We start from the raw sequence: 22,252 nt of genomic DNA, 5'->3' as shown, positions 1-22,252 counted from the left end.
TTAGTATGGTTTTGTTTTCACAACATTTAACTTGAAGGAATAAGGAAAACTATGAAGAAGTCACTGGCAACACTAGGTTTGGCGTTGGTATTTACAGGAACAGCTTACGCAGCAAGCTGGGGTTACGAGGGGAGTCACGGGCCTGAGCATTGGGGCGAGTTTGCGTCTGAATGTTCCAAAGGTCAAAACCAAAGCCCAATTAATATTGTCTCCGCAGCAGAAGCGAAGTTAGACAAATTGCAGTTCGACTACCATGGCAAAGCAATCTCATTGCTCAATAACGGCCACACCCTGCAAACCAGCCTAGAGGGTGACAACACACTGTTGATTGATGGCAATGCATTCACGTTAAAGCAGTTCCACTTCCATACCCCGTCAGAAAATCATGTGGATGGCAAAGAATACCCATTAGAAGCACACTTTGTGCATGCTGATACAACTGGCCATTTGGCGGTTGTAGCCGTGTTTTTTCAATCCGGAAAAGCGAACCCAGATTTAGCGAAGTTACTAGCAAACATACCAAGTAAAGATCAAGGTGTAGAGATTAAATTGCCATTTGAAGCGGATGCGTTGCTTCCAAAAGACAAAGCGTATTATCGCTTTAATGGCTCACTAACGACACCACCATGCTCTGAAGGGGTACGTTGGTTAGTGATGAAAGAAGCACAAACCATTTCCCCTGAGCAGATTAAAGCGTTTACGAAAGTGATGGGGGAAAACAATCGTCCCATCCAACCATTGAATGCTCGTATGGTGTTAATGCAACACTAACCAATCCAAGCAAATAAAAAATGAAAAAGCCCGCTTGAATAAAGCGGGCTTTGTTATTGGGTATTGGTGGAAATTAGAAGCCGTGATCTTCTTGCTCTTCAGCTTTTATCATTTGAACTGGGTCGAGCTTGAGTGTTTGAGTTGGGAAGGCGATATCTGCTTCGTGTTCTTTAATGATGTTAATTACTTGAAGAAGAACATCCTGTTTAACCTCATGGTATCTCACCCAATTCACGGTTTTTGTGAAGGTATAAATGAAGAAATGCAGTGACGATGGACCGAACGTATCGAAGTTGACGATAAGCGTTTGGCGTGCATCAATATCTTTGTGATTCTTAAGCATCTCTTTCACCGCTGTAATGATTTGCGGCATTTTTTCGGCGTCGTCGTAACGAAGTCCAATTTTTTCGTAGATGCGTCGGTTTAGCATGCGAGATGGGTTTTCTACGACTATGTTGCTAAACACAGAGTTTGGCACATAAAGAGGACGCTTATCGAAAGTTCGGATGATGGTCATTCTCCAGCCAATTCGTTCTACCGTACCTTCAATTTGGCGATCTGGAGAGCGGATCCAGTCGCCAACTTTAAACGGACGATCGAAGTAGATCATAAGGCCGCCAAAGAAGTTCGACAGCAGATCTTTCGCCGCTAAACCAACGATTAAACCACCGACACCACCAAAGGTGAGCAATCCTGACAGTGACAAGCCAAACGCCTGCATCACAGTGAGAATTCCGACGGTAATAAAGAACAAGCGCGCGACTTTAGCTATCGCTTGCACTGTGGTTTCATCTCGGTTTTTTTGTTCTAGGACGTACTCTTCAACATTGGTGATGAGTCGCATAACGGTCCAGACGAAGATACTGATCACCAAAATCAGTTTCAGCGTGCTTAACCAGTTTATTTTATCGTTGAGCTCGCTCTCTAATATGATGCCGATAGAGACGGTTGCTGGCCAACACCAAATGAGTGTACTGACTGGCGCTTTTAGCGCATCAAGCAACATGTCATCCCAGTGGAAAGGGGTTTTCTCTACTAGTACAGCGAGACGAGAGCGGATCAGTCGCCAAGCTATCCAAGCAATAAAGCTGGCGAGTGTAATGAAAAGGACACTCCCACTCCAATCTTGATGAGATGTTTCAATATAGCTTTGCAAATCGGTAAACCACTGTGACATATGTAACTTCTTTCTAGTGAACCATGGAAGGAAAGGTAGCAGATATTACTCCTTCACCCCAGTGATTTCCTTTAAATCATTTACTTATGTATAAATCGCCTGAGGTAGGCTATTTCGTGAGGTGAAAAGTGAGTGGTCGAAACTGGGTGATGAGCCGCTGTTCCATTCGTGTGCGGAGCTTCGTCATCTCCGATATGCGTTGATATTTGAACGATCAATTATAACTTCTCTGACTTATCGCTAACATTTATCTTAAGTAAGTGTGAGAGTGTATTGGCTCTTGAATTAGCGGAGGCAGATATGGAATTTACAGAGCTGGATCGAAACGCGCTCTACGACATCTGGATGTCACAAAAAGCCAAAATGCACATCACTCAAATGGAAATGGCGAAGCGCCTTGGTTTGAGTCTACACGAGTTTTCTGGCTTGTTACGTGGTAATTCTCCACTGACGCTAGGTTTTGTAAAACAGCTATGCGAGCAGCTACATGTACGTCCTGGTCAGGTGATTCCGTCTTTGACGGAGCGTGATCTATCTGCATCTGGTACGGTTTATTTACAAAATCGTGTGACGGTGGATGGTGATATCAGTAACGTGTTTATCGACGGCAACCAAGTCGTGATTGAGTACGTTCACCAAGTAAGCTAGCTTGCTCGTCAAATTATCGGGTTGAATAGCAATAAAAAACGAGCCAATTGTGGCTCGTTTTTTCGTTTCTGTTTTTAATCGCCTGCAAAGATTATGGGATTTTCACTAGCGAATCGCGAGAAAGATCCGCGATAGACTTCGCGCCTGTCAGCGTCATAGCTACACGCATTTCTTTATCGTACAGATCCAGTAGGTTTTCAACGCCTGCGCCGCCTTGTGCAGCCAATGCGTACACAAATGAACGACCAAGCAGTGTGCAGTCTGCGCCCAGCGCGAGCATACGAACCACATCAAGACCAGTACGGATACCTGAGTCAACAAAGATCTTAAGATCGCCTTTTACCGCATCTGCAATGCTTGGTAGTGCTTTAGCACTTGAAAGTACGCCATCTAACTGACGACCACCATGGTTAGATACCACAATGCCATCCGCGCCGAAACGTACCGCATCTTTCGCGTCTTCTTCGTCGAGGATGCCTTTGATGACCATAGGGCCATCCCAAAAGTCACGAATCCACTCAAGATCTTTCCAGGAGATAGACGGGTCGAAGTTTGCGCCTAACCAGCCGATGTAATCTTCTAGCTTTGTTGGTTCGCCACGATACGTTGAGATGTTACCTAAGTCGTGCGGCTTACCAAGTAGGCCCACATCCAGTGCCCAGCTTGGGTGGCGCATCGCCTGGAATACACGACGCATGGCTGCGTTAGGGCCGCTCATGCCTGAGTGCATGTCACGGTAACGCGCGCCAGGAACTGGCATATCAACGGTAAACACCAGCGTTGTTACGCCCGCAGCTTTTGCACGCTCAAGCACGTTCTTCATAAAGCCACGGTCTTTAAGCACGTAAAGCTGGAACCACATTGGACGTTCAATTGCAGGTGCGACTTCTTCAATCGGACAAACCGAAACAGTCGACATAGTAAACGGGATGCCCTTTTTCTCGGCTGCTTTTGCTGCTTGCACTTCGCCTCGGCGCGCGTACATACCAGTTAGACCAACAGGAGCTAGCGCGATTGGCATTGCCAGTTTCTCACCGAAGATCTCGGTTTCTAGGCTCAAATCTGTCATATCGCGTAGGACGCGTTGGCGAAGAGCGACATCACCTAAATCGTCAGTATTACGCTTCAGCGTGCGTTCGTCGTAAGAACCGCCATCAATATAATGGAATAGAAACGGGGGAAGCTTGGCTTTCGCGGCAGCGCGGTAGTCAGTAGAAGCTGAGATAATCATAATGGTGTCCTAGCGGTTATTCTAAGCAAAGTTGTGGAGCAATTTGCTCTTTCGTTGAGCCTTCATCGCAAAGTAGTGAAGGCATCAAAATGAGTATAGTTACCTATGGTTCACTTACGTTTGAACTGGTGATGTTGGTAACTCATTTACATAATTGATTGAAAAATTTTGTTAAATAACTCAATCAGTTATACAAATTGGAAAGGATGACACAGCTGCCGGGGGGATTGATGTAGCAAGCTAAATCAACATGTCGGGGTAGTAGTGCTGACAGCTGTGTCAAATTAGGCAGGGCTACAAACCCTGCGTTTCGCGTTACTTCATCAAGACATCCGTCATTTGGAGGCCGTAAATCAACACCAAACCAATAATGCCCGTCATTACAATGTAGTAGAACGTAGGGATAATAGTCTTACGTAATGTTGCGCCTTCACGGCCAAGTAAGCCTACGGTGGCTGATGCGGCAACAACGTTGTGAATCGCAATCATGTTACCTGCGGCAGCACCAACGGCTTGAAGCGACACTACAATCACACTCGAAATAGACAGTGTTTGTGCGACTTCGAATTGGAACTGGCTGAACATCATGTTTGAAACCGTATTTGAGCCAGCGATGAAAGCACCCAGCGCACCAACAGTGGCACTCAGTGCTGGGAACGCAGAACCGACAAGGTCAGAGGCAAAGTTCGCTGTTGTGACCGGCATACTTGCTAGGTCAGCGCCGTTAATACCAGAGTTGATAAAGATACGAACCATCGGGATGGTAAATACCAAGACAAACCCCGCGCCAATCAGTGTTTTGCTTGACTCGCCAAACGCTTCACGCAATGGCTTTGCGCTGCCGCTTTGTAACATTGCGGCAAGCAGTGCGACAAACACCAGAATGCCACCAGGAAGGTACAACGGCTGAATTGCAGCGCTAACGCCAGTCTCACCAAGAATGTTGCTGAACGACAAACTTACGCTTTGTACAAAGCCTTTCAGTTCTGGGCTTACGCGGCTTGCGACGAGAATTACCGCCAGCATTACATATGGAACCCAAGCTTTTACGATGCTCATTGGCTTGCCTGGATTGTCGTTTAGATCGACTTTTAGCGAGCCCAGCCATTCAGCAGGCCATTTGTCTTCGCTTTCGAAATCCCACTTAGTCTTTGGTACTAAGAAGCCTTTTTTCGCTGCGGTAACAACAATAGAAAGACCAACCAAACCACCGATTAGTGAAGGGAATTCTGCACCCAAGAACACACCAGTTAACGCGTATGGCACAGTGAAAGAGACGCCTGCGAATAAAGCAAATGGTAGAATATCCAGACCTTCACTCCAGCTTCTGTTCTTGCCGAAGAAACGTGTTAACATCATCGCCATTAATACAGGGATCATCGTACCTACTACAGCGTGAATCACAGCAACGTGCGCGGTGATATCTTGCAGGTACATTTCCCATGTTGCGCCTTGTGCAGCCAAAGACTCACTGATGTTATGCGTGTCTAAACCTTTGTTTACACCCACGATGATTGGTGTACCCACCGCACCGAATGAAACAGGCGTTGACTGAATCATCATGCCCATTAGGACAGCGGCTAGCGCAGGGAAGCCGATTGCAACCAGTAGTGGTGCAGCAATTGCTGCCGGGGTACCAAACCCTGATGCGCCTTCAATGAATGAGCCAAAACACCAAGCAATGATGATGGCTTGCACACGGCGGTCAGCTGAAATATCGGTAAATCCATTACGGATAGTGGTGATCGCTCCAGTGTGTTTTAAAGTGTTGAGCAAGAAGATGGCACCAAACACGATCCATAGAACAGAGACAGTAATGCCTAGCCCTTGGAATACAGAAGCCAGTACGCGATTGGCTGACATATCCCAAAACATTAGGGCAATAGCGACGGTTAAACCGAACGCAACAGGCATGGCTTTTTTAGCAGGCCAGTTGAGACCAACCAATAAGATGGCGGCAACAACAATTGGCGAAAATGCCACTAGGGCAAGTAGGGTTTCACTCATTTGTACATCCTTCGTACGCTGACTTCTCGAACGGTGTCAATCCGCTGTAGAGGTGACTTTTTGTTGTAATGGTTTTGTTAATTTGGCGTGAATTTACTCCTTTATTTTTTGTTGATATAGGGAAATAATGAAAATAATTAATTCCAAAAGTGACATAATCGTATGAGAGCAGACGACTTAATCCTATTTTCTCAAGTAATCGAACTGGGCAGTTTTAGTAAGGTTGCAGAAGCAAATAACCTTACAAATTCGGTAGTTAGCAAAAGAATGGCAAGGTTGGAGGAAGAGATAGGGGCGCAGCTATTATATCGAACAACGCGTAAATTGACCTTAACCGAAGCAGGTAAGGTGTTACTCCACAGTGCTAAAAATGTGAAGCAGGCCACTCAGGAGGCTATGGACGCTGTTGCAGGCTTTGGAGAGAATGTGAGCGGTCACATAAAAATGTCCGTGCCTTGTATCTCTGGAGATTTGATACTTGCTGATGCCGTTGCGGAATTTTGTAACCTTCATCCGGGTCTGACCGTGGACATGTCATTGGATAACCGCTTTGTCGATTTGGTGGCTGATGGTTACGATTTAGTCATTCGAACTGGCTACCTAGCCGATTCCAGTTTGATCGCACGACATATTCTCGATTCCCAATGGGTGGTATGCGCGTCCCCTTCATATATCGCTAAAAATGGGAAGCCGATCGAGCCGATTGATCTCACCACGCACAATTGTCTGCAATACGCTTACCAAACCACAGGTGCAACAGACTGGGAGTTTAAAGGCGAAGATGGTAATTACATCGTCAAAGTATCGGGCTGCTTTTCTACTGATAACGCGACCGCATTACGTAAAGCCGCTCTGGGCGGCCATGGTATAGCTTACGTCCCGCGATGCTTGGTGTATCACGATATTCGCAATGGCCAACTGGTGGATATTTTTCCTGAACTAGTGGGTAAAAAGTTGGGTATCTATGCGGTGTACCCGTTTACTCGTCAACCACCGAATAAAGTGAAACTGCTTATTGAGCACATTCGTGATCGTTACTTAACGATATCTCATTATTTCTAGTTCCTTCATAGATTTAAAACAATGTCGTTGAAATCAATATTGGGTGCTCTAAGGTAATCACCGCAATAAAACGATATGAAAATAAACAACTTAATAAAAACAACGGAGTAACACGGACGTTATGCATTACCCAAAAACACGTAAAGATTCTGTCGTGGACACTTACTTTGGTCACGACATTGCCGACCCTTATCGCTGGTTAGAAAATGATCGCAGCGAAGAAACCGCACAATGGGTTTCGGGTCAAAACTCAGTGACCTTCGATTTCCTGGGTCAGGTCCCGTACCGCCAACAAATCCGTGACTTGGTCGCGAACAGCCAAAACTACGAAAAATATTCCCAGCCATTTGTACGTGGTGACTACACCTATTTCTACAAAAACGACGGTTTGCAAAACCAAAGCGTATTGTATCGCCGTAAAGGCGAGGGAGAAGCCGAAGTCTTCCTTGACCCAAATACGTTCTCTGAAGAGGGCACGACCTCTCTTGGCGAAGTCAGCTTCTCGAAAGATTATCGTTTGGTCGCGTATTCCATCTCGGAAGGGGGCAGTGACTGGCGCAAGATCTTTGTTATTGATGCGGAAACCAAAGAACAGTTAGAGCCTGAGATTGTGGATGCGAAGTTTACGTCGATTTCTTGGCGGGGCAGCAAAGGCTTCTATTACTCAAGCTATGATAAGCCGCAAGGCAGTGAGTTATCTGCGCGAACTGAACATCACAAGCTTTATTATCATGAACTTGGTACACCTCAGTCTGAAGATAAAGTGATTTTCGGTGAGTTGGATACGCAGGTTCACCGTTATGTGTCTGGTACCACGACGACGGACGATCGCTTCCTCATTATTTCTGGCGCAGAATCCACATCGGGTAATCGTCTGTTTTATATCGATTTACAGTCTGAGTCCCAAGCGATTGTGACACTGCGCGATACGACGCAAGGCGACACCTACTTGATTGATAGTCAAGACGAAACCTTGCTGCTTTACACCAACCTAGATGCGCCGAATGGCAAAGTTGTCAGCTATAACACCCAAACAGAACGATGGGCTGACGTGATTGCTGAACAAGAACAGCCGTTAGAAATCAGCAAAGGTGGCGGTTATCTGTTTGCGACTTATATGGTGGATGTGCTTTCTAAAGTGCAGCAGTTTAACTACCGAGGTGAGTGGATTCGAGATGTTGAACTGCCGGGAGAGGGCACGGCTTATGGTCTAGCTGGCAAGTTAGAAGAAACCACACTTTACTACACATTCACTAACTATGTGACACCACCGACGATCTTCTCATTTGATGTTGAGTCTGGTGAATCGACGCTGTTTCAAGAATCAAAAGCGCCATTCGATCGCAGTGAGTATGAATCAAAACAGGTGTTTTACACCTCAAAAGACGGCACGCAAGTTCCGATGATCATCTCATACAAGAAGGGCATCGCACTTGATGGTAGTGCGCCAACCATGCTGTATGGTTATGGCGGTTTTAATATCAGCCTCACTCCGATGTTTTCTGGCAATGTGGCCAACTGGCTAGAATTGGGTGGTATTTACGCTGTAGCCAACATGCGAGGCGGCGGTGAATACGGTAAAGCTTGGCACAACGCAGGCACTCAGCAGCAAAAGCAAAACGTATTTGATGACTTTATTGCGGCGGCGGAATACCTGATTGAAAACGACTACACTAGCTCCGAGCGTCTAGCGATTCGTGGTGGTTCAAATGGCGGCTTGTTGGTTGGTGCGTGTATGACGCAACGTCCTGAGTTATTTAAGGTGGCGCTGCCAGCCGTAGGTGTGCTTGATATGCTCCGTTACCACACGTTTACGTCTGGAGAAGGCTGGAAGTATGACTATGGCACCTCTGAGCAAAGCGAAGCGATGTTCCAATACTTGCTTGGCTACTCTCCTGTTCACAATGTAAAAGAAGGCGTGCAGTATCCTGCGACATTGGTGACAACCGCCGATCACGACGATCGTGTGGTTCCAGCACATTCGTACAAGTTTATTGCGGAGCTGCAAGACAAGCAGCAAGGTGCTAATCCAGTATTGATACGCATTGATGTCAATGCTGGTCATGGTGCAGGGATGCCGCTGAGTAAGCAAATTGACCTCACCACAGACGTGTATGCATTTACGTTACATAATATGGGTATTGAGTCGATTTAATGCCTTAGTTGCTCGAAGCTTCTGAGAATAAAAAATGCCGCGACACTGTCGCGGCATTTTTCATGGTTGGGGGAACTCAATTCATACTGTTTGCCTGTATGTGAGCCAGGTTGACTAAGTCTGACTCTTGAACCAACCAGTCTCGGCGGCCAAACCGAAAGGCAGCTACGCCATTCTTAAGACAAGATGAAATCATCACCTTTTCTTAATCCTAGTTTATGAATATGAAACTGTGATGAACCTAAGCCGCATTGTGCTGATTTTCACTGTTTTCAAGATCAAATGAGGCATCTATCAGTTTTTTCGTGTAGTCATTTTTAGGGTTTTGGAAAATATTTTCGGCCGTACCTTGTTCCATGACCTCGCCCTTTTGCATGACTAGAACACGGTCAGAGAGTGCTTTAACTACTGATAGATCGTGGCTAATAAACAAGTAGCCAATATTATGCTTTTTCTGCAAATCTTTCAGGAGATCAATCACTGTCAGTTGCACCGAGCGGTCTAATGCAGAGGTCGGCTCATCAAGCAAAATAAACGAAGGTTCAAGGATCAGTGCTCGCGCGATAGCAATACGCTGACGTTGGCCTCCCGAAAACTCGTGCGGATAACGGTTGATGGACGCGGGATCTAAGCGAACCTCTCGAAGCACGTCGCGTGCTTTCTGCATACGTTCTTTTTTACTCAACATTGGCTGGTGGACAGTTAATCCTTCAGTGATGATCTCGCCGATAGTCATACGAGGAGAAAGTGAACCATAAGGGTCTTGGAACACCATCTGAACGTCTTTTTTCAGCTCAAAACGTTCTTTGTTTGTCAGCAAAGCCATATCTTGGCCTTTGTATTCGATTTTACCTGTGGATGGCAGGAGGCCTATCAGTGCGCGGCCGAGGGTAGACTTGCCTGAACCGGATTCCCCAACAATCCCGAGTGTTTCCCCTTGTTTGAGCTCAAGAGAAATGCCTTTTACCGCTTCGAAGTACTCATTTTTACTGGCAATAAAATGCGACTTTATCAAGAACTTGACTCGTATATCGTCAGCTTTTAATAGTTGTGTAGCACTCTCGCTAATAGGGTCCTTACTGCCTTTTGGAATCGAGTTGATCAGCATACGTGTGTATTCGTGCTTTGGGTCTTCGAAGAGTGTTTGCGTTTCGCCTTCTTCGACGACTTCCCCTTTACACATCACAATGACACGGTCGGCAAAGTGTTTTACAACGCCTAAATCATGAGTAATAAAAAGTATCGCCATGCCCATCTGAGCCTGAATTTCTTTAATCAGGTGCAGCACTTCTGCTTGAACCGTGACATCTAACGCGGTGGTTGGTTCGTCGGCAATTAAAATATCGGGTTCGTTAATCAGTGCCATTGCAATCATGATGCGTTGCAACTGACCGCCAGAAAACTCGTGCGGATATTTGCTGTACGCTTTCTCTGGCTCTGGCATGTGAACCAGTTCAAACAGCTCTAACACTCTCGCTTTGGCTTTCCGTCTATCCACTGGACGGTGGCACATGATGGCCTCAGCAACTTGGATCCCCACCCGCATGTATGGGTTCAGTGAGGTCATCGGCTCTTGAAAAATCATACCGATACGATCACCGCGAATGCTTTGCATTTCACGCTCCGTTTTATCCAAGATGGAGCTACCCTCAAACATGATGGATGAGTTCGTATGCAAAATAGCGTTGTCTGGCAATAGTTTCATCAGTGCATTGGTTGATACTGACTTGCCAGACCCAGACTCGCCAACGATGGAAAGCGTCTCGCCTGCTTTTAAGTCGAAGCTAACATTCTTTACTGCATCGACGATCCCATCGTTTGTCGTAAAGCTGACCGATAGGTTATTCACCGAAAGAATGGTTTTAGAAGACATCACAGATCCTTGTGGTTGATAAAGCAAATGATACTCAAGCAATGGACAGCACAAACCTAGCTGGCCTCAATGCTTGGGCTTTAGATTAATTATAAAGGTGAGAAGGCGAAGACTTTGCCGAACTCATCGCTTGTAAATGCAAAAACTGCTCATGTGCGCGCGTCACATGGTCTAGCTCAATCATCCATTGAGCATTGCGTTGAGCAGAGCAAAATGCCGCCATATGAGCTAACAAGTCTTCACTTTGTTGACCAAGTAAATGACCCACACGCTCAATAAGTTCATGATTCTCTAGTTGCAAGAATTGGAACAGTGCGTACGTTTGATTGAGTGTTGAAAAAGCATCGTGCTGTAATCCGAGTTTGTTGAGAATCTCCGATTGTGCGACGCATGCATCTCTAAGCCCGGTGATAAGACAGACAAACTGACAAGGTTTGGTTTGAGCATTTTCGAGCGCCGAATGAATGTGGTTCGGTAGATTGCTGAGTACATCGTCGTATAAACGATGTGCCTCGGGCCAGTGGCCTTGTTCCATCAATTGCTCTGCTTTCAAGTAGCGCATCCAGCATTGCTCAATATTCATGTCCATCTCCACAAGAGTTGATTTGTTTTGATATTAAATGAAATTGATTATCAATTGCAAGTGGGTATTGATATCACTTTTATGCTCATAAAATGTCCAATCAAACTAGGGTGGAAGGTAAATCACTTAAAATTAAGCAAATAATCTCTACACTCAAATGACGAAAATAAGAAAAAGGAAGTGGATATGGCAATACTAAGATTGGAAGCTAAGCAGCTATATTCTGTAGCAGATCTAGAGAATATGCCATGTAAGTCGACCAAGGAGTTACCTCCAATTGATGAGATTGTGGGCCAAGAGCGCGCGCAAAAAGCGGTCGAGTTTGCGATGTCCATCAAAGAGAAAGGGTATAACATCTACGCCATTGGTCAGAATGGGCTAGGTAAACGCACCATGATCCTGCGCTATCTGAATCGTCACCAGCACGATGCAGCAGCCTTGTTTGATTGGTGTTACGTTGCGAACTTTGAAGATACCCGTACACCCAAGGTGTTGAAGCTGCCTTGTGGTATCGGGAATAAGTTACGTGTTGATATTGAAGCCTTAATGGGCAAACTACTGAATGCTTTACCCCTAGCGTTCGACAATGAAATGTACTTTAGCCGAGCTGAGCGATTAAAAAACCAATTGGCAGCGAAGCAACAAAACGAGCTGGACCGCATTAGCCGAGAGGCAAAAGAGAAAGGCATTAGCTTGACGCTTACCACACAAGGTGATTATCAGTTTGTCGCCATGAATGGTGACGAGCTTCATACGGAAGAGTCTTTTGATGCACTAAGTAAGAAAGAGCAAGAGCAGTTCAGCGATGCTATTGATGAACTCGAAGTGCGGTTACGTTCGATGGTCCGTGAACTCACAGAGTGGGAAGAAACTTACAGCGACAAAATCAAAAAGCTTAATGATGAAGTGACGCTCGATGTGATTACTCACTTCATTAAAAAGCTCAAAGTGGATTACGCGGAATATTCTGAAATCAAAACGTACTTAACTGAGCTGCAAAAAGATATTGTTGAAAACGCAGATATCTTCCTTGACCAAAGTGGTGAGCAAGGCGAAATTGCGACGGCGTCGTTGGATAAAAAATTACCACGTCGTTATAAAGTGAACGTCTTGGTAAGCCGCAACAGCAGTGACTTTCCTATCGTTGTTGAAGAAAACCCCAATTACCATTCGCTCTTCGGTTCGATTGAGACAGCCACTTTCAAGGGAACCGTGTTTACCGACTTTTCGCTGATTCGTGCGGGGAGTTTGCATAAGGCGAATGGCGGCGTTCTGTTAATGGATGCACAGAAAGTGCTTGAACAGCCTTACGTTTGGGATGGTTTGAAGCGCGCACTGCGTGCTCGTCAATTGAGCTTTACCTCCCTAGAAAAAGAAGTGACATTGACAGGGGCGGTATCACTCGATCCCGAGCCTATCCCGCTCGACATTAAAATCATTCTGTTTGGTGACTACCGAACTTATCAATTGCTGCAGCATTACGATCCAGAGTTCAGTGAGTTGTTCCGAGTGACAGCGGATTTTGAAGATGAGATGAAGCGGACGCCAGAGTCGGAACTGCACTATGCGCGCTTTATTTCTAGCGTCGTGAACGACAACAATATGCTGCACTGTGATAGAAAGTCCATGGGACGGATTATCGAATACAGTTCACGCTTGTCTGGTGATCAAACCAAGCTATCACTCCACTCTGCCAATATTGCGAATTTATTACGTGAGTCAAACTACGTTGCTCGTCAAGCCAACTCCAACATGATCCGTATCGGTCATGTGGAAGAGGCGCTCAAGAACCAAGAAATGCGAGTGAGCCGATTACGCGACAATGTGATGGAAACGTTTGTCAACGGTACAACCTTGATTCGCACTGAAGGGAAGGCTATCGGTCAAGTGAATGCCCTCTCGGTATTAAGCACCAGCGACTACATGTTTGGCGCGCCGAATCGCATCACCGCGACGACGTGTTACGGCGATGGGGATGTTATCGATATCGAACGCAGTGTGGATTTGGGCGGCAGTATTCACTCTAAAGGCGTGATGATTCTATCGGCCTACTTGTCTTCCGTATTTGGTAAAACGGCGCGAGTACCATTAACCACAACGATTACGTTTGAGCAATCTTATGGTGGTGTCGACGGTGATAGTGCCAGCATGGCAGAGCTATGTGCTGTAGTGTCTGCTTTTTCAAAGCAACCAAACCGACAAGACATTGCGATTACAGGCTCGATGAATCAGTTTGGTGAAGCTCAGCCGATTGGTGGTGTGAACGAAAAAATTGAAGGCTTTTACGATGTGTGTGTGATTAAAGGTCGTCATGAAGGGCAGGGGGTCATTATCCCGCAATCTAATGTTCATAACTTGATGCTCCGTTCCGACATCGTGAAAGCAGTAGAAAAAGGTGAGTTTAATATTTGGGCGATTGATCATGTCACTGAAGCCATCGAGCTGTTCACGGGGAAAGTCGCCGGTGAGCCAACCGATGAAGGTTCTTATCCAATAGATACGATTTTTGGCCTTGCTCAAGCTAAGCTCAATTCGTTGAGAAAATAGCCTAAAACCGCCCTAAATGTGAATGTATCTCATCATAAGTGATCACAATTCATCATAACGACAATATCCCGACACCACTGTCGGGATATTGTCAATAACAGATTGAAAATGGGGACTTTTTGTACTAGACAAAAGTGTGATCGACCTCTAATATTCGCCACTTGTTTATTCGTCTGGGAACTTTCCCGTCGCAAGGAAGCATAGATATTCAAATAACCGAAATGCAGCTTCAGTATTGAGAGTTGCTTGAGTTCGTTTGGATATAGGCATCACGCATACAACTGAGGTCCAGTCATGCAGTTATCACTGAAAAATTTGTCAGTACGAACGCAAATTTTGGTTCCGGTATTATTTACCGCGATTGTTTTGTTTATTGCTTTGTGGATTACTAAAAACAATCTTCAAGCTGAGCAAGATGTTATTGCTTCCAACCAAGAGTCTTTGGTTTTCCATAAAGACACTTTGGCGCGTATTGACGATGAAATTTATCCACTTCGTATTACAGCGGTTTACGCTATCTACGACGCTTCCCGTCGTGAAAATTTTCTTAATGAATTGAAAGAAGGCTTAAAGCAGGTTGAAGCTGATTTAAGTGCGATTGAAGCTCGTAATCTGTTTCGTGAAGATGCGATTAAAGTTCGCCAAGCGATCGAAGCCTATGTTCGATATTCAGAGCGCTCAGTGGCTTTCTTTAACCAGTACGATCAAGGCTTGAAGTCGGACAGTGAGTACCGTGCATTCATTAAAGAGTACCGTAATGTTGGCCGAGAAATGGTTCAACAAATCAATACTCTGTCGAAGCATGTGAATGACCAAGCAGAGCAGTCAACCATAAGAAGCCATCAACAGAATGAGCGTGTACAAAACAACGCTATGCTGACAGTTCTTGCGGTATTTGCGTTCTCATTGGTCGGGGCGTGGATCTTATCAGGCATGATTGTTACGCCTATTCAAAAACTTCAAGAAGTGATGCGTCAGTTGGCAATGGGCAACTTATCAGTTCGCGCAGATGTAGATGGTGATAACGAAATTGCGAAGCTGAGCAAAGATGTTAACCAAACAGCAGAACAGCTTTATAACACGGTCGACCAGCTAACTCGTATTAGTGAAGAGGTTGCCTCGGCCTCGACTGAGCTTGCCGCAGTAATGACGCAAGCAGAAGCGAATGCTCAGCTAGAGCTAGCTGAGATCGAACAAGTTGCATCTGCTGTTAATGAACTTGCTAGCACGGCAAACAACGTGAGCGATAACGCAACGTCTGCGGATTCGACAGCTCGCGAAGCTGATGGTCTTGCGCAATCAGGTCTGGCTATCTTCCAAGAGAGCGCAGAAGCAAGCGCACAGATGTCTCAGGCATTGAACGATGCAGCGCAAGTGGTACTGCGTTTAAAAGAGCAGTCGGTTCAGATCAACGACGTTATTGAAGTAATTCGCGGTGTCTCTGAGCAGACCAACCTACTCGCATTGAACGCTGCGATTGAAGCTGCGCGTGCTGGTGAGTCTGGTCGTGGTTTTGCGGTTGTTGCGGATGAAGTACGTATGCTCGCGGCACGCACGCAAGACTCGACTCAAGAGATCCAAACGATTATTGAAGAACTTCAAGCGCAGTCTGGGCTTGCGAATGACAGCATGCAAGTCAGCCTAGACATGCTGAGTCGTAACAACGAACTGACGCAACAAGCGAATGAGGCATTGGTTGGTATTACCGAGTCGGTAGCCAACATTAACGATTCAAACACGCAAGTGGCAACCGCAGCCGAAGAGCAGTCTCAAGTCACTCAAGACATCAACCGAAACGTGGTTAACATGTCTGAACTGGTTAACCAGAATGTGGCGGGTATCAGTCAAAGCGCAAGCGCGAGTACTGAGCTTTCATTACTTGCAGAGAAGCAGAAAGAGCAATTGAGCTTCTTTAAGCTTTAATTCGCTATTCGCCTAACAAAATGTATAAATCCCTGAGCTATTGCTTGGGGATTTTTTTGTTTGTGAGAAACTGATTTAAAATCAGGAAGTCTATCTAAAACAGTCATTTAGTGAAAATATTTTGCGAGCAAAATCACATATAATGAGATTGTTTTTACATTTTTTGCGTCAATTTTTTTTTGACGCGAACGATTTTTTTACCTCAACCGATAACTTGATGGTTGAGAGGTATTCATATCGTCATTTTACTTGGTGTTTTCTTCTATAAGTGCTGTTTATTCAACGCGTTGCGTGAAAAATAACAGCTGCTACTATGCCGCCAGTTTTCTCGTTGGTACAGAAAAGTCCTGTTTTTCTGGTGAGAAAATACATATAAAACAATGATATGGAAAATAACAATGAAATTAAAAACTTTAGCTGTAGCAGTGGCGCTAATGGCATCAGGATCTCAAGTTGTCGCTTCAGAACTATACAACCAAGATGGCACTTCTCTTGAGATGGGCGGCCGCGCTGAAGCGCGTCTTTCTATGATGGATGGTAAGGCAAAAGACCGTACTCGCATCCGTCTTAACTTCCTAGGCAAACAGGAAATCAATGAAAACCTATACGGTGTTGGTTTTTGGGAAGGTGAGTTCGAAACAAAAGAAGAAGGTGCCGTAGATAACAACAGTGATCTTGAAACTCGTTACGCTTACGCAGGCCTAGGCGGTAAATACGGTGAAGTAACTTACGGTAAAAACGACGGTGCATTATTCGTTCTTACTGATTTTACCGATATTATGGCTTACCACGGTAACACTGCAGCACTTAAACTGCCTGTATCTGACCGTACAGACAACATGCTGTCTTACAAAGGCCAATTCGAGCAACTAGCTGTACGTGCTAGCTACCGCTTTGCTGATCGCACAACAGATGCACAAGGCTTTACAGACAACGAGGAAGATGGCTTCTCTCTATCTGGTATCTACGCATTTGCTAATACTGGTATTGAACTAGGTGCTGGTTATGCAGACCAAAACGATAGTGATGAGTTCATGCTTGCTGCTGCATACTCTGTAGGTGATTTCTACTTCGCTGGTAACTACACAGGCGCAGACGTGGATGTTGCAGGTGAGTCTGCGGATTACAAAGGCTACGAACTAGCTGCATCATACACTATGGGTCAAACTGTATTTACTTCTACGTTCAACAAAGGTGAGCTAGAAGATGCTGATACTGTAGAAAACCTAGCTGTTGATGTTACTTACTACTTCAAGCCTAACTTCCGTGGCTACGCATCATACAACTTCGATCTAATGGATAACGAAGGCGCTGATGAAAAAGATGAGCTAGCGCTAGGTCTACGTTACGACTTCTAAGTCGAAACTGTTATCTAAGATACTGCCTTATTCTTAGTAAACAAAACCCCTTACTTTACAGTAAGGGGTTTCTTGTTTTCCGGGTATTAAAACTGCCGATGCTTGGTGCTCGTTATCAAAGCTACCTTTTTAGTGTGAGTTTAGTCCCATCAAATTTTAGGTGACTCAGGAGGCTTTTAGCGTTGATTTTACCAACCTCATCAAACTCCATTCCATAGCGAGCATGGTGTGTCGATTTTTGTAAGTTACAAATACGACCTCGCAATGGCGCGAGCATGTGGCTTTCACCGGGCATGGTTAGGTCCAATGAAACGCGATCACCAACCTGAAGTGGTCGGCTCATTGGTGATGTCACAAAGCGGCACCCACTACGAGATAAATCTCTTATCTCGCATTCAGTTCGATAGGCTTCTAAACAAACGCGCGCTCTCAAATTCACTTCGTAACGTACTTCTTTACGAAGCTGAAAGACCTGCATGGTGTTAGGTAGACTTAGCACTAAAATTGGATACGGGTCGCCGAGTCGGTGCTGCAATTGCGCCCGAAATGGAATGACAGCACCTTCCCCTCGATGAGAGTACGCTTTTACATTGATCCAAAAGCCTTCTTGAAAATAGAATTTCAAGTCCTCATCGGAGATGTTCGGAACCTCTATCAATGCGGTATTATTTGAGTGACAGCCGACAAATGTGCTGGTTGTAATAAACTTGGTACCAACAGGTGTCGTGACGTTTAAACTTACTTCACTGCCATGTTCGACCATTGCCATTGCATCGGTGCTATTTAGTGTACTTGCCTGACGTTCGGGTGCCTTCTTGCTTTGCAGAGGTAGTTTGCCGTCTCTGGCAATAGGGCTCATATTTCTCATTATTATTGTCGTACCTGATTTGAGAAGGTAAGGGCGTGAAGTGACAGAGCACTTCCGCATGGTGTTGATTCTATTCAGTGATATAGTTTGATTCAATCAATCCGTAACAAAAATTAGAGAGCAAGATATGCATAAAGTAACTCATGAAGTTGAAAACAACACATTTTGGGTTGATTTAGAACACGGTTATAAAGCCAAGGTGGTTTATCAGCTTGAGAATAATGTCATGCACATCACATCAACCGTAGTTCCTGAAGCATTACGAGGTAAAGGGTACGGAAAAGTGATGATGGAAGCGGTATTGCCAGAAATTGAGGCATTCGGTTATAAAATCAAACCAGTCTGTCCATATGTCATTCATTATATGGAGAAAAACCAAGCCTGGTCACATCTGCTTGCATGATGATGAACGACAACCACCAACGTTACCAAAGCATTGGCCAGGAGCTAAAGCTCGGGAATTATCAATCGGTAGAAGTCATACAATCGCTATGGGGAGGCTATGGTGAGTTAGTCCGAGTTACTTATTCAACTTGTTCGGTGATCATTAAGCATGTAAAACTCCCTAAGCCTTCAGAGCATCCAAGAGGTTGGAATACTGACCGATCTCACCAAAGAAAGCTGCACTCTTATCAGGTGGAAGTGAATTGGTATACGCATTTTTCCAGAGAGGTGAGCACTCGCTGCCGAGTACCACAAGGTCTAAAAACATTCCAATCGGAGAATGAATGGCTAATTGTGATGGAAGACCTCGCCGAGGCGGGCTTTCCAAAAGTCATCACCGATGCAAAGCTAGAGCATCTACGAGCCTGCCTTGCTTGGTTGGCGAACTTTCATGCGCGTTACATCAGTGTTCGCTCGGATAAGCTGTGGCATATCGGCACGTATTGGCACTTGGCAACCAGACCTGATGAGCTTGAGGTGCTGCAAGACACCGAGCTAAAAAATGCCGCTCAATTAATTGATCAAACGCTTTCGCAAGCCAAGTTCAAGACGCTTATACACGGTGATGCCAAATTGGCTAACTTCTGTTTTGATCGAGAAGAATCAAGCGTTGCTGCGGTCGACTTTCAATACGTTGGACATGGTTGTGCGATGAAAGACGTAGCACTGTTCATGAGCAGCGCCGTCAAGCCAGAACGTTGTGCAGAGATGGAAGTTTGGGTTTTGGACACGTATTTTGCTCAGTTGCAACAGGCGTTAATGGTTTATCAGCCGAATCTCGACCCCAATGAAGTCGAGCGCGAATGGCGTCCTTTGTTTGCGGTTGCGTGGGCTGACTTTCAACGATTTGTGAAAGGTTGGAGCCCCGATCACTGGAAGATCAATCCTTACACAGAAGCATTGACTCGCAGAGCGCTGGCTCACTTACGAAAGTGAGTAGAAGTTTAAAAAGAAAAGCCTCCAATTAGGAGGCTTTGATTTACTTTTTACTTGGCCTGATACGTGCCATGTAATAGGTATTGATGAACGCGCCATCTCGGAAGGAGCCATCAATCGCTTCGCCCTCAATTTGAAATCCATGCTTTTTGTACAGGCCAATGGCGGCGCCATTATCGGCGTTGACTTCTATCTGAATTCTTCTCACGTTTAGCCAGTTATCTGCCAGTTCAGTGACTGTTTCAATCAACTTGCTACCAATACCGAGCCCATGGAAGCTGTCATGCACTCCGATGCCAAATGATGCTGTGTGCATTGTTCTTGGACGCTGCGAGTGATGAAAGCCAATGTTACCCACTACTTTACCATCGATTTCAGCGACGTAGCTGTAAACGCCAGCGGGCATATTTGACAATCGTTCCACCCACATTGCGAGCGAAGGTTTTGGGAGTTGCAGGGTTTCACGTTGTGCTTTTGGTTGTGAATAGATTTCTACGAGTGCCGCTGCGTCTTCAACGGTTGTTGGACGTACGATAATTTCCATGCTTCTCTCCTTCGCTTTTTAGTATTAATTTTCAATCTAACCACAGTTCCTTATTTTGGATAGTGTTTTTTAAGTTTGAGAGATAAACACCTTTTAAATTAGGCTGTTATAGCGATGTTTTTCTAAATTTTAGTAGTCATTTATCTTTGAATTTAGCGAATAGATTGCAAAGGCGTTGAATTATTGTACTGAAAATGGCGTGCACGGCAGAGTATCGTGGTGAATTTCATGTTGGAGGAAATAAATGGAAATATTCAAACTGTGACGACGGCACTGTATATCAGTTGACTTGAATCAATTGAGGGTGGAGTTACCTCTTATGAGGTATGGGGAAGAGGTACGTTTAGCGCTATTTATGCTTAACTTGATAAAGGAGTTTCGTTGAGGAAATAGCATGAAATCCTCTCAGTCTAAAACATCGCAAAGTCGGCGTCGATTTTTGCGTGATACTGTCCGAACTGCGGCAGGCGTTGGCGCAGCGGCGTGTGTGTTGGGCTTACAATCGCTGCAAAGCCAAGCTCGAGAAACGAAAGGTGTGCCTATTCGCCCACCCGGTGCTTTGCCAGAAGGCGATTTCGAATCAGCCTGTATTCGATGTGGCTTGTGTGTTCAAGCATGCCCTTACGACACATTGAAACTCGCGACATTACTTTCTCCTGTAGCCACTGGTTCTCCTTACTTTACTGCGCGCGATATTCCCTGCGAAATGTGCGAAGACATTCCTTGTGTTGTCGCTTGCCCGAGTGGGGCGCTGGATCCGAAACTAACCGATATTGATGATGCTCGAATGGGTACAGCGGTTCTTATTGACCATGAAACTTGCCTTAACTGGCAAGGGCTACGATGCGACGTTTGTTATCGCGTTTGTCCGCTGATTGATGAAGCCATCACATTAGAGATGGTTCACAACGACCGAACCGGTTATCACGCCAAACTTATCCCAACAGTGAATTCCGAAGTGTGTACCGGATGCGGTAAGTGCGAACAAGCGTGCGTGTTGGATGTCGCTGCTATTAAAGTCGTCCCGACGGATTTGGCGAAAGGCAAAGTGGGCAGTCACTACAATTTTGGTTGGAAAGAGATCGACAAACCACTCGAAAATATCCTCCCTAGTGAGACGCCTGTACCGGAAGGTGCGCTTGAATCGCTAAAAGGAGGTAAGTAATGGCAAAGAACTTAGCTCAAAATGCTGGCAAAGAAGCGGTTGAAAAGCTTGGCTGGTGGCGCGCGCATCGGTTTTTGATTTTACGCAGACTATGCCAGCTCACCATCATTGCGCTGTTTATGGCTGGGCCGACGTTGGGAATTCTAACCGGTAATCTGTCATCAAGTATGTTGCTCGATGCAGTGCCGTTAAGTGACCCGTTAATTTTGCTTCAAGCTTTGGCGACAGGGCATATCCCGGAGTTTAATGCGCTGTTAGGCGTAGTGATTGTCGTGGTGTTCTACGCGATTTTAGCACCGCGCGCATTTTGTGCGTGGGTGTGCCCGTTGAACATCGTGACGGACTTAGCGGCGTGGCTGCGCCGAAAGTTCAACATTAAAGCGAGCTATCGTTGGTCTCCTGCTATTCGCTATTGGCTGATCCCTGTTTTGATGTTGGGCAGCGCGCTGTCTGGCGCGATTCTTTGGACATGGTTAGATCCAGTGGCGGCACTGCATCGCGGATTGGTGTTTGGTATGGGCGCAGGTTGGATGCTGATCGCACTGGTGTTCGTACTGGACTTACTCTTGGTTGAGCATGGGTGGTGTGGGCACTTATGTCCACTGGGAGCTACCTATGGCGTGATAGGCCGAAAAAGCCTGTTGCGCGTTACCGCTGTTCGCCGCGAAGATTGCACCAAATGCATGGATTGCTTTTACGTCTGCCCAGAACCTGAGGTGCTTCGACAACCATTGAAAGAGGGAGAGCGTCGAGTTATGGATCAAAACTGCATTAGTTGTGGCCGCTGTTTGGATGTGTGTCCAGAACATGTGTTTGAATTTAAGAATCGTCTAACAGTAAAGAATATCGATTAAGTTACGAGCCTCATCACTGGCGTTTTACCTATTTCTCTCGATATTACAACATCGCGCTTAGCCAAGGAATTGAGTGCGATGTTTATCTTCATAACAATATCCCTAT

The 22,252-nt window shown here is 45.6% G+C and carries 18 protein-coding genes; 11 read left to right on the top strand and 7 right to left on the bottom strand.

Going from position 1 to position 22,252, the window contains the following annotated elements:
• The first annotated feature begins 51 nt into the window (after positions 1–51).
• Complete coding sequence (locus ACWPOD_RS06110) at positions 52–771, top strand: carbonic anhydrase (protein WP_395202689.1); 720 nt, start codon at positions 52–54, stop codon at positions 769–771.
• A gap of 73 nt (positions 772–844) precedes the next feature.
• Here the strand turns inward: ACWPOD_RS06110 and ACWPOD_RS06105 are convergent, their stop codons facing one another.
• A complete protein-coding gene (locus ACWPOD_RS06105; RefSeq protein WP_046875767.1) occupies positions 845–1,948 on the bottom strand; it encodes a mechanosensitive ion channel family protein in 1,104 nt (367 codons plus the stop codon).
• A 300-nt stretch (positions 1,949–2,248) separates the two neighbouring features.
• Between ACWPOD_RS06105 and ACWPOD_RS06100 the strand changes: the two genes are divergently transcribed.
• Positions 2,249–2,596 (top strand): helix-turn-helix domain-containing protein, encoded by a 348-nt coding sequence (locus tag ACWPOD_RS06100; protein WP_005375109.1) that lies wholly within the window; start codon positions 2,249–2,251, stop codon positions 2,594–2,596.
• 91 nt (positions 2,597–2,687) lie between these two features.
• On the opposite strand, the gene lldD is transcribed toward ACWPOD_RS06100, so the two are convergent.
• Together lldD and ACWPOD_RS06090 are read right to left on the bottom strand one after the other, a co-directional pair.
• A complete protein-coding gene (gene lldD / locus ACWPOD_RS06095) occupies positions 2,688–3,827 on the bottom strand; it encodes an FMN-dependent L-lactate dehydrogenase LldD (RefSeq protein WP_005383962.1) in 1,140 nt (379 codons plus the stop codon).
• Between the two features lie 315 nt (positions 3,828–4,142).
• Positions 4,143–5,834 carry an L-lactate permease gene (locus ACWPOD_RS06090; RefSeq protein ID WP_006741952.1) on the bottom strand — a complete coding sequence of 564 codons (1,692 nt, stop codon included), beginning with the start codon at positions 5,832–5,834 and terminating at the stop codon, positions 4,143–4,145.
• Between the two features lie 162 nt (positions 5,835–5,996).
• Between ACWPOD_RS06090 and ACWPOD_RS06085 the strand changes: the two genes are divergently transcribed.
• The gene (locus tag ACWPOD_RS06085) at positions 5,997–6,896 is read left to right on the top strand and encodes a LysR family transcriptional regulator (RefSeq protein WP_005375112.1); all 900 of its coding nucleotides are present in this window, start codon (positions 5,997–5,999) and stop codon (positions 6,894–6,896) included.
• A 121-nt stretch (positions 6,897–7,017) separates the two neighbouring features.
• On the top strand, positions 7,018–9,051 hold the full coding sequence (locus tag ACWPOD_RS06080; protein ID WP_456231677.1) for a prolyl oligopeptidase family serine peptidase: 2,034 nt from the start codon (positions 7,018–7,020) through the stop codon (positions 9,049–9,051).
• 241 nt (positions 9,052–9,292) lie between these two features.
• On the opposite strand, the gene ACWPOD_RS06075 is transcribed toward ACWPOD_RS06080, so the two are convergent.
• On the bottom strand, positions 9,293–10,924 hold the full coding sequence (locus tag ACWPOD_RS06075; RefSeq protein ID WP_170892730.1) for an ABC transporter ATP-binding protein: 1,632 nt from the start codon (positions 10,922–10,924) through the stop codon (positions 9,293–9,295).
• Positions 10,925–11,009: 85 nt separating this feature from the next.
• Positions 11,010–11,507: a hypothetical protein gene (locus ACWPOD_RS06070; protein WP_046875772.1), complete on the bottom strand. Its 498-nt coding sequence runs from the start codon at positions 11,505–11,507 to the stop codon at positions 11,010–11,012.
• A 186-nt stretch (positions 11,508–11,693) separates the two neighbouring features.
• On the opposite strand from ACWPOD_RS06070, the gene ACWPOD_RS06065 reads away from it, so the two are divergent.
• The 3 genes from ACWPOD_RS06065 (at position 11,694) to ACWPOD_RS06055 (ending at position 17,335) form a co-directional block, all read left to right on the top strand.
• On the top strand, positions 11,694–14,054 hold the full coding sequence (locus ACWPOD_RS06065; protein ID WP_005394880.1) for a Lon protease family protein: 2,361 nt from the start codon (positions 11,694–11,696) through the stop codon (positions 14,052–14,054).
• Between the two features lie 294 nt (positions 14,055–14,348).
• Positions 14,349–15,977, top strand: coding sequence for a methyl-accepting chemotaxis protein (locus ACWPOD_RS06060; protein ID WP_005394881.1), 1,629 nt, complete (start codon positions 14,349–14,351; stop codon positions 15,975–15,977).
• A 398-nt stretch (positions 15,978–16,375) separates the two neighbouring features.
• Entirely contained in the window at positions 16,376–17,335 is a 960-nt protein-coding gene (locus tag ACWPOD_RS06055; RefSeq protein WP_420664600.1) for a porin, read from the top strand.
• Between the two features lie 121 nt (positions 17,336–17,456).
• Here the strand turns inward: ACWPOD_RS06055 and ACWPOD_RS06050 are convergent, their stop codons facing one another.
• Positions 17,457–18,203, bottom strand: a complete 747-nt coding sequence (locus ACWPOD_RS06050) for a flagellar brake protein (RefSeq protein WP_375222700.1) — start codon at positions 18,201–18,203, stop codon at positions 17,457–17,459.
• A 127-nt stretch (positions 18,204–18,330) separates the two neighbouring features.
• Between ACWPOD_RS06050 and ACWPOD_RS06045 the strand changes: the two genes are divergently transcribed.
• Positions 18,331–18,606: a GNAT family N-acetyltransferase gene (locus ACWPOD_RS06045; protein WP_164665887.1), complete on the top strand. Its 276-nt coding sequence runs from the start codon at positions 18,331–18,333 to the stop codon at positions 18,604–18,606.
• Positions 18,607–18,608: 2 nt separating this feature from the next.
• The gene (locus tag ACWPOD_RS06040) at positions 18,609–19,583 is read left to right on the top strand and encodes a phosphotransferase (RefSeq protein ID WP_456231750.1); all 975 of its coding nucleotides are present in this window, start codon (positions 18,609–18,611) and stop codon (positions 19,581–19,583) included.
• A 43-nt stretch (positions 19,584–19,626) separates the two neighbouring features.
• Here ACWPOD_RS06040 and ACWPOD_RS06035 read toward each other — a convergent pair whose 3' ends face one another.
• Positions 19,627–20,127 carry a GNAT family N-acetyltransferase gene (locus ACWPOD_RS06035; RefSeq protein WP_456231676.1) on the bottom strand — a complete coding sequence of 167 codons (501 nt, stop codon included), beginning with the start codon at positions 20,125–20,127 and terminating at the stop codon, positions 19,627–19,629.
• A gap of 394 nt (positions 20,128–20,521) precedes the next feature.
• Between ACWPOD_RS06035 and napG the strand changes: the two genes are divergently transcribed.
• Positions 20,522–21,292, top strand: a complete 771-nt coding sequence (napG, locus tag ACWPOD_RS06030; RefSeq protein ID WP_015313573.1) for a ferredoxin-type protein NapG — start codon at positions 20,522–20,524, stop codon at positions 21,290–21,292.
• Positions 21,292–22,146: a quinol dehydrogenase ferredoxin subunit NapH gene (gene napH / locus ACWPOD_RS06025; RefSeq protein WP_456231675.1), complete on the top strand. Its 855-nt coding sequence runs from the start codon at positions 21,292–21,294 to the stop codon at positions 22,144–22,146. The genes napG and napH overlap by 1 nt, the downstream gene beginning before the upstream one ends.
• Positions 22,147–22,252: the final 106 nt, after the last annotated feature.

The organism is Vibrio sp. JZG120, assembly GCF_053890955.1.
The sequence above is the reverse complement of the archived record's forward strand: the minus strand, read 5'-3'. Positions and strand labels throughout refer to the sequence as shown.

Excerpts from the sequence above, each read along its gene's own strand:
- ACWPOD_RS06110 (WP_395202689.1), top strand. The coding sequence starts at position 52 with ATGAAGAAGTCACTGGCAACACTAGGTTTGGCGTTGGTATTTACAGGA.
- ACWPOD_RS06105 (WP_046875767.1), bottom strand. The coding sequence starts at position 1,948 with ATGTCACAGTGGTTTACCGATTTGCAAAGCTATATTGAAACATCTCAT.
- ACWPOD_RS06100 (WP_005375109.1), top strand. The coding sequence starts at position 2,249 with ATGGAATTTACAGAGCTGGATCGAAACGCGCTCTACGACATCTGGATG.
- lldD (WP_005383962.1), bottom strand. The coding sequence starts at position 3,827 with ATGATTATCTCAGCTTCTACTGACTACCGCGCTGCCGCGAAAGCCAAG.
- ACWPOD_RS06090 (WP_006741952.1), bottom strand. The coding sequence starts at position 5,834 with ATGAGTGAAACCCTACTTGCCCTAGTGGCATTTTCGCCAATTGTTGTT.
- ACWPOD_RS06085 (WP_005375112.1), top strand. The coding sequence starts at position 5,997 with ATGAGAGCAGACGACTTAATCCTATTTTCTCAAGTAATCGAACTGGGC.
- ACWPOD_RS06080 (WP_456231677.1), top strand. The coding sequence starts at position 7,018 with ATGCATTACCCAAAAACACGTAAAGATTCTGTCGTGGACACTTACTTT.
- ACWPOD_RS06075 (WP_170892730.1), bottom strand. The coding sequence starts at position 10,924 with ATGTCTTCTAAAACCATTCTTTCGGTGAATAACCTATCGGTCAGCTTT.
- ACWPOD_RS06070 (WP_046875772.1), bottom strand. The coding sequence starts at position 11,507 with ATGAATATTGAGCAATGCTGGATGCGCTACTTGAAAGCAGAGCAATTG.
- ACWPOD_RS06065 (WP_005394880.1), top strand. The coding sequence starts at position 11,694 with ATGGCAATACTAAGATTGGAAGCTAAGCAGCTATATTCTGTAGCAGAT.
- ACWPOD_RS06060 (WP_005394881.1), top strand. The coding sequence starts at position 14,349 with ATGCAGTTATCACTGAAAAATTTGTCAGTACGAACGCAAATTTTGGTT.
- ACWPOD_RS06055 (WP_420664600.1), top strand. The coding sequence starts at position 16,376 with ATGAAATTAAAAACTTTAGCTGTAGCAGTGGCGCTAATGGCATCAGGA.
- ACWPOD_RS06050 (WP_375222700.1), bottom strand. The coding sequence starts at position 18,203 with ATGAGAAATATGAGCCCTATTGCCAGAGACGGCAAACTACCTCTGCAA.
- ACWPOD_RS06045 (WP_164665887.1), top strand. The coding sequence starts at position 18,331 with ATGCATAAAGTAACTCATGAAGTTGAAAACAACACATTTTGGGTTGAT.
- ACWPOD_RS06040 (WP_456231750.1), top strand. The coding sequence starts at position 18,609 with ATGAACGACAACCACCAACGTTACCAAAGCATTGGCCAGGAGCTAAAG.
- ACWPOD_RS06035 (WP_456231676.1), bottom strand. The coding sequence starts at position 20,127 with ATGGAAATTATCGTACGTCCAACAACCGTTGAAGACGCAGCGGCACTC.
- napG (WP_015313573.1), top strand. The coding sequence starts at position 20,522 with ATGAAATCCTCTCAGTCTAAAACATCGCAAAGTCGGCGTCGATTTTTG.
- napH (WP_456231675.1), top strand. The coding sequence starts at position 21,292 with ATGGCAAAGAACTTAGCTCAAAATGCTGGCAAAGAAGCGGTTGAAAAG.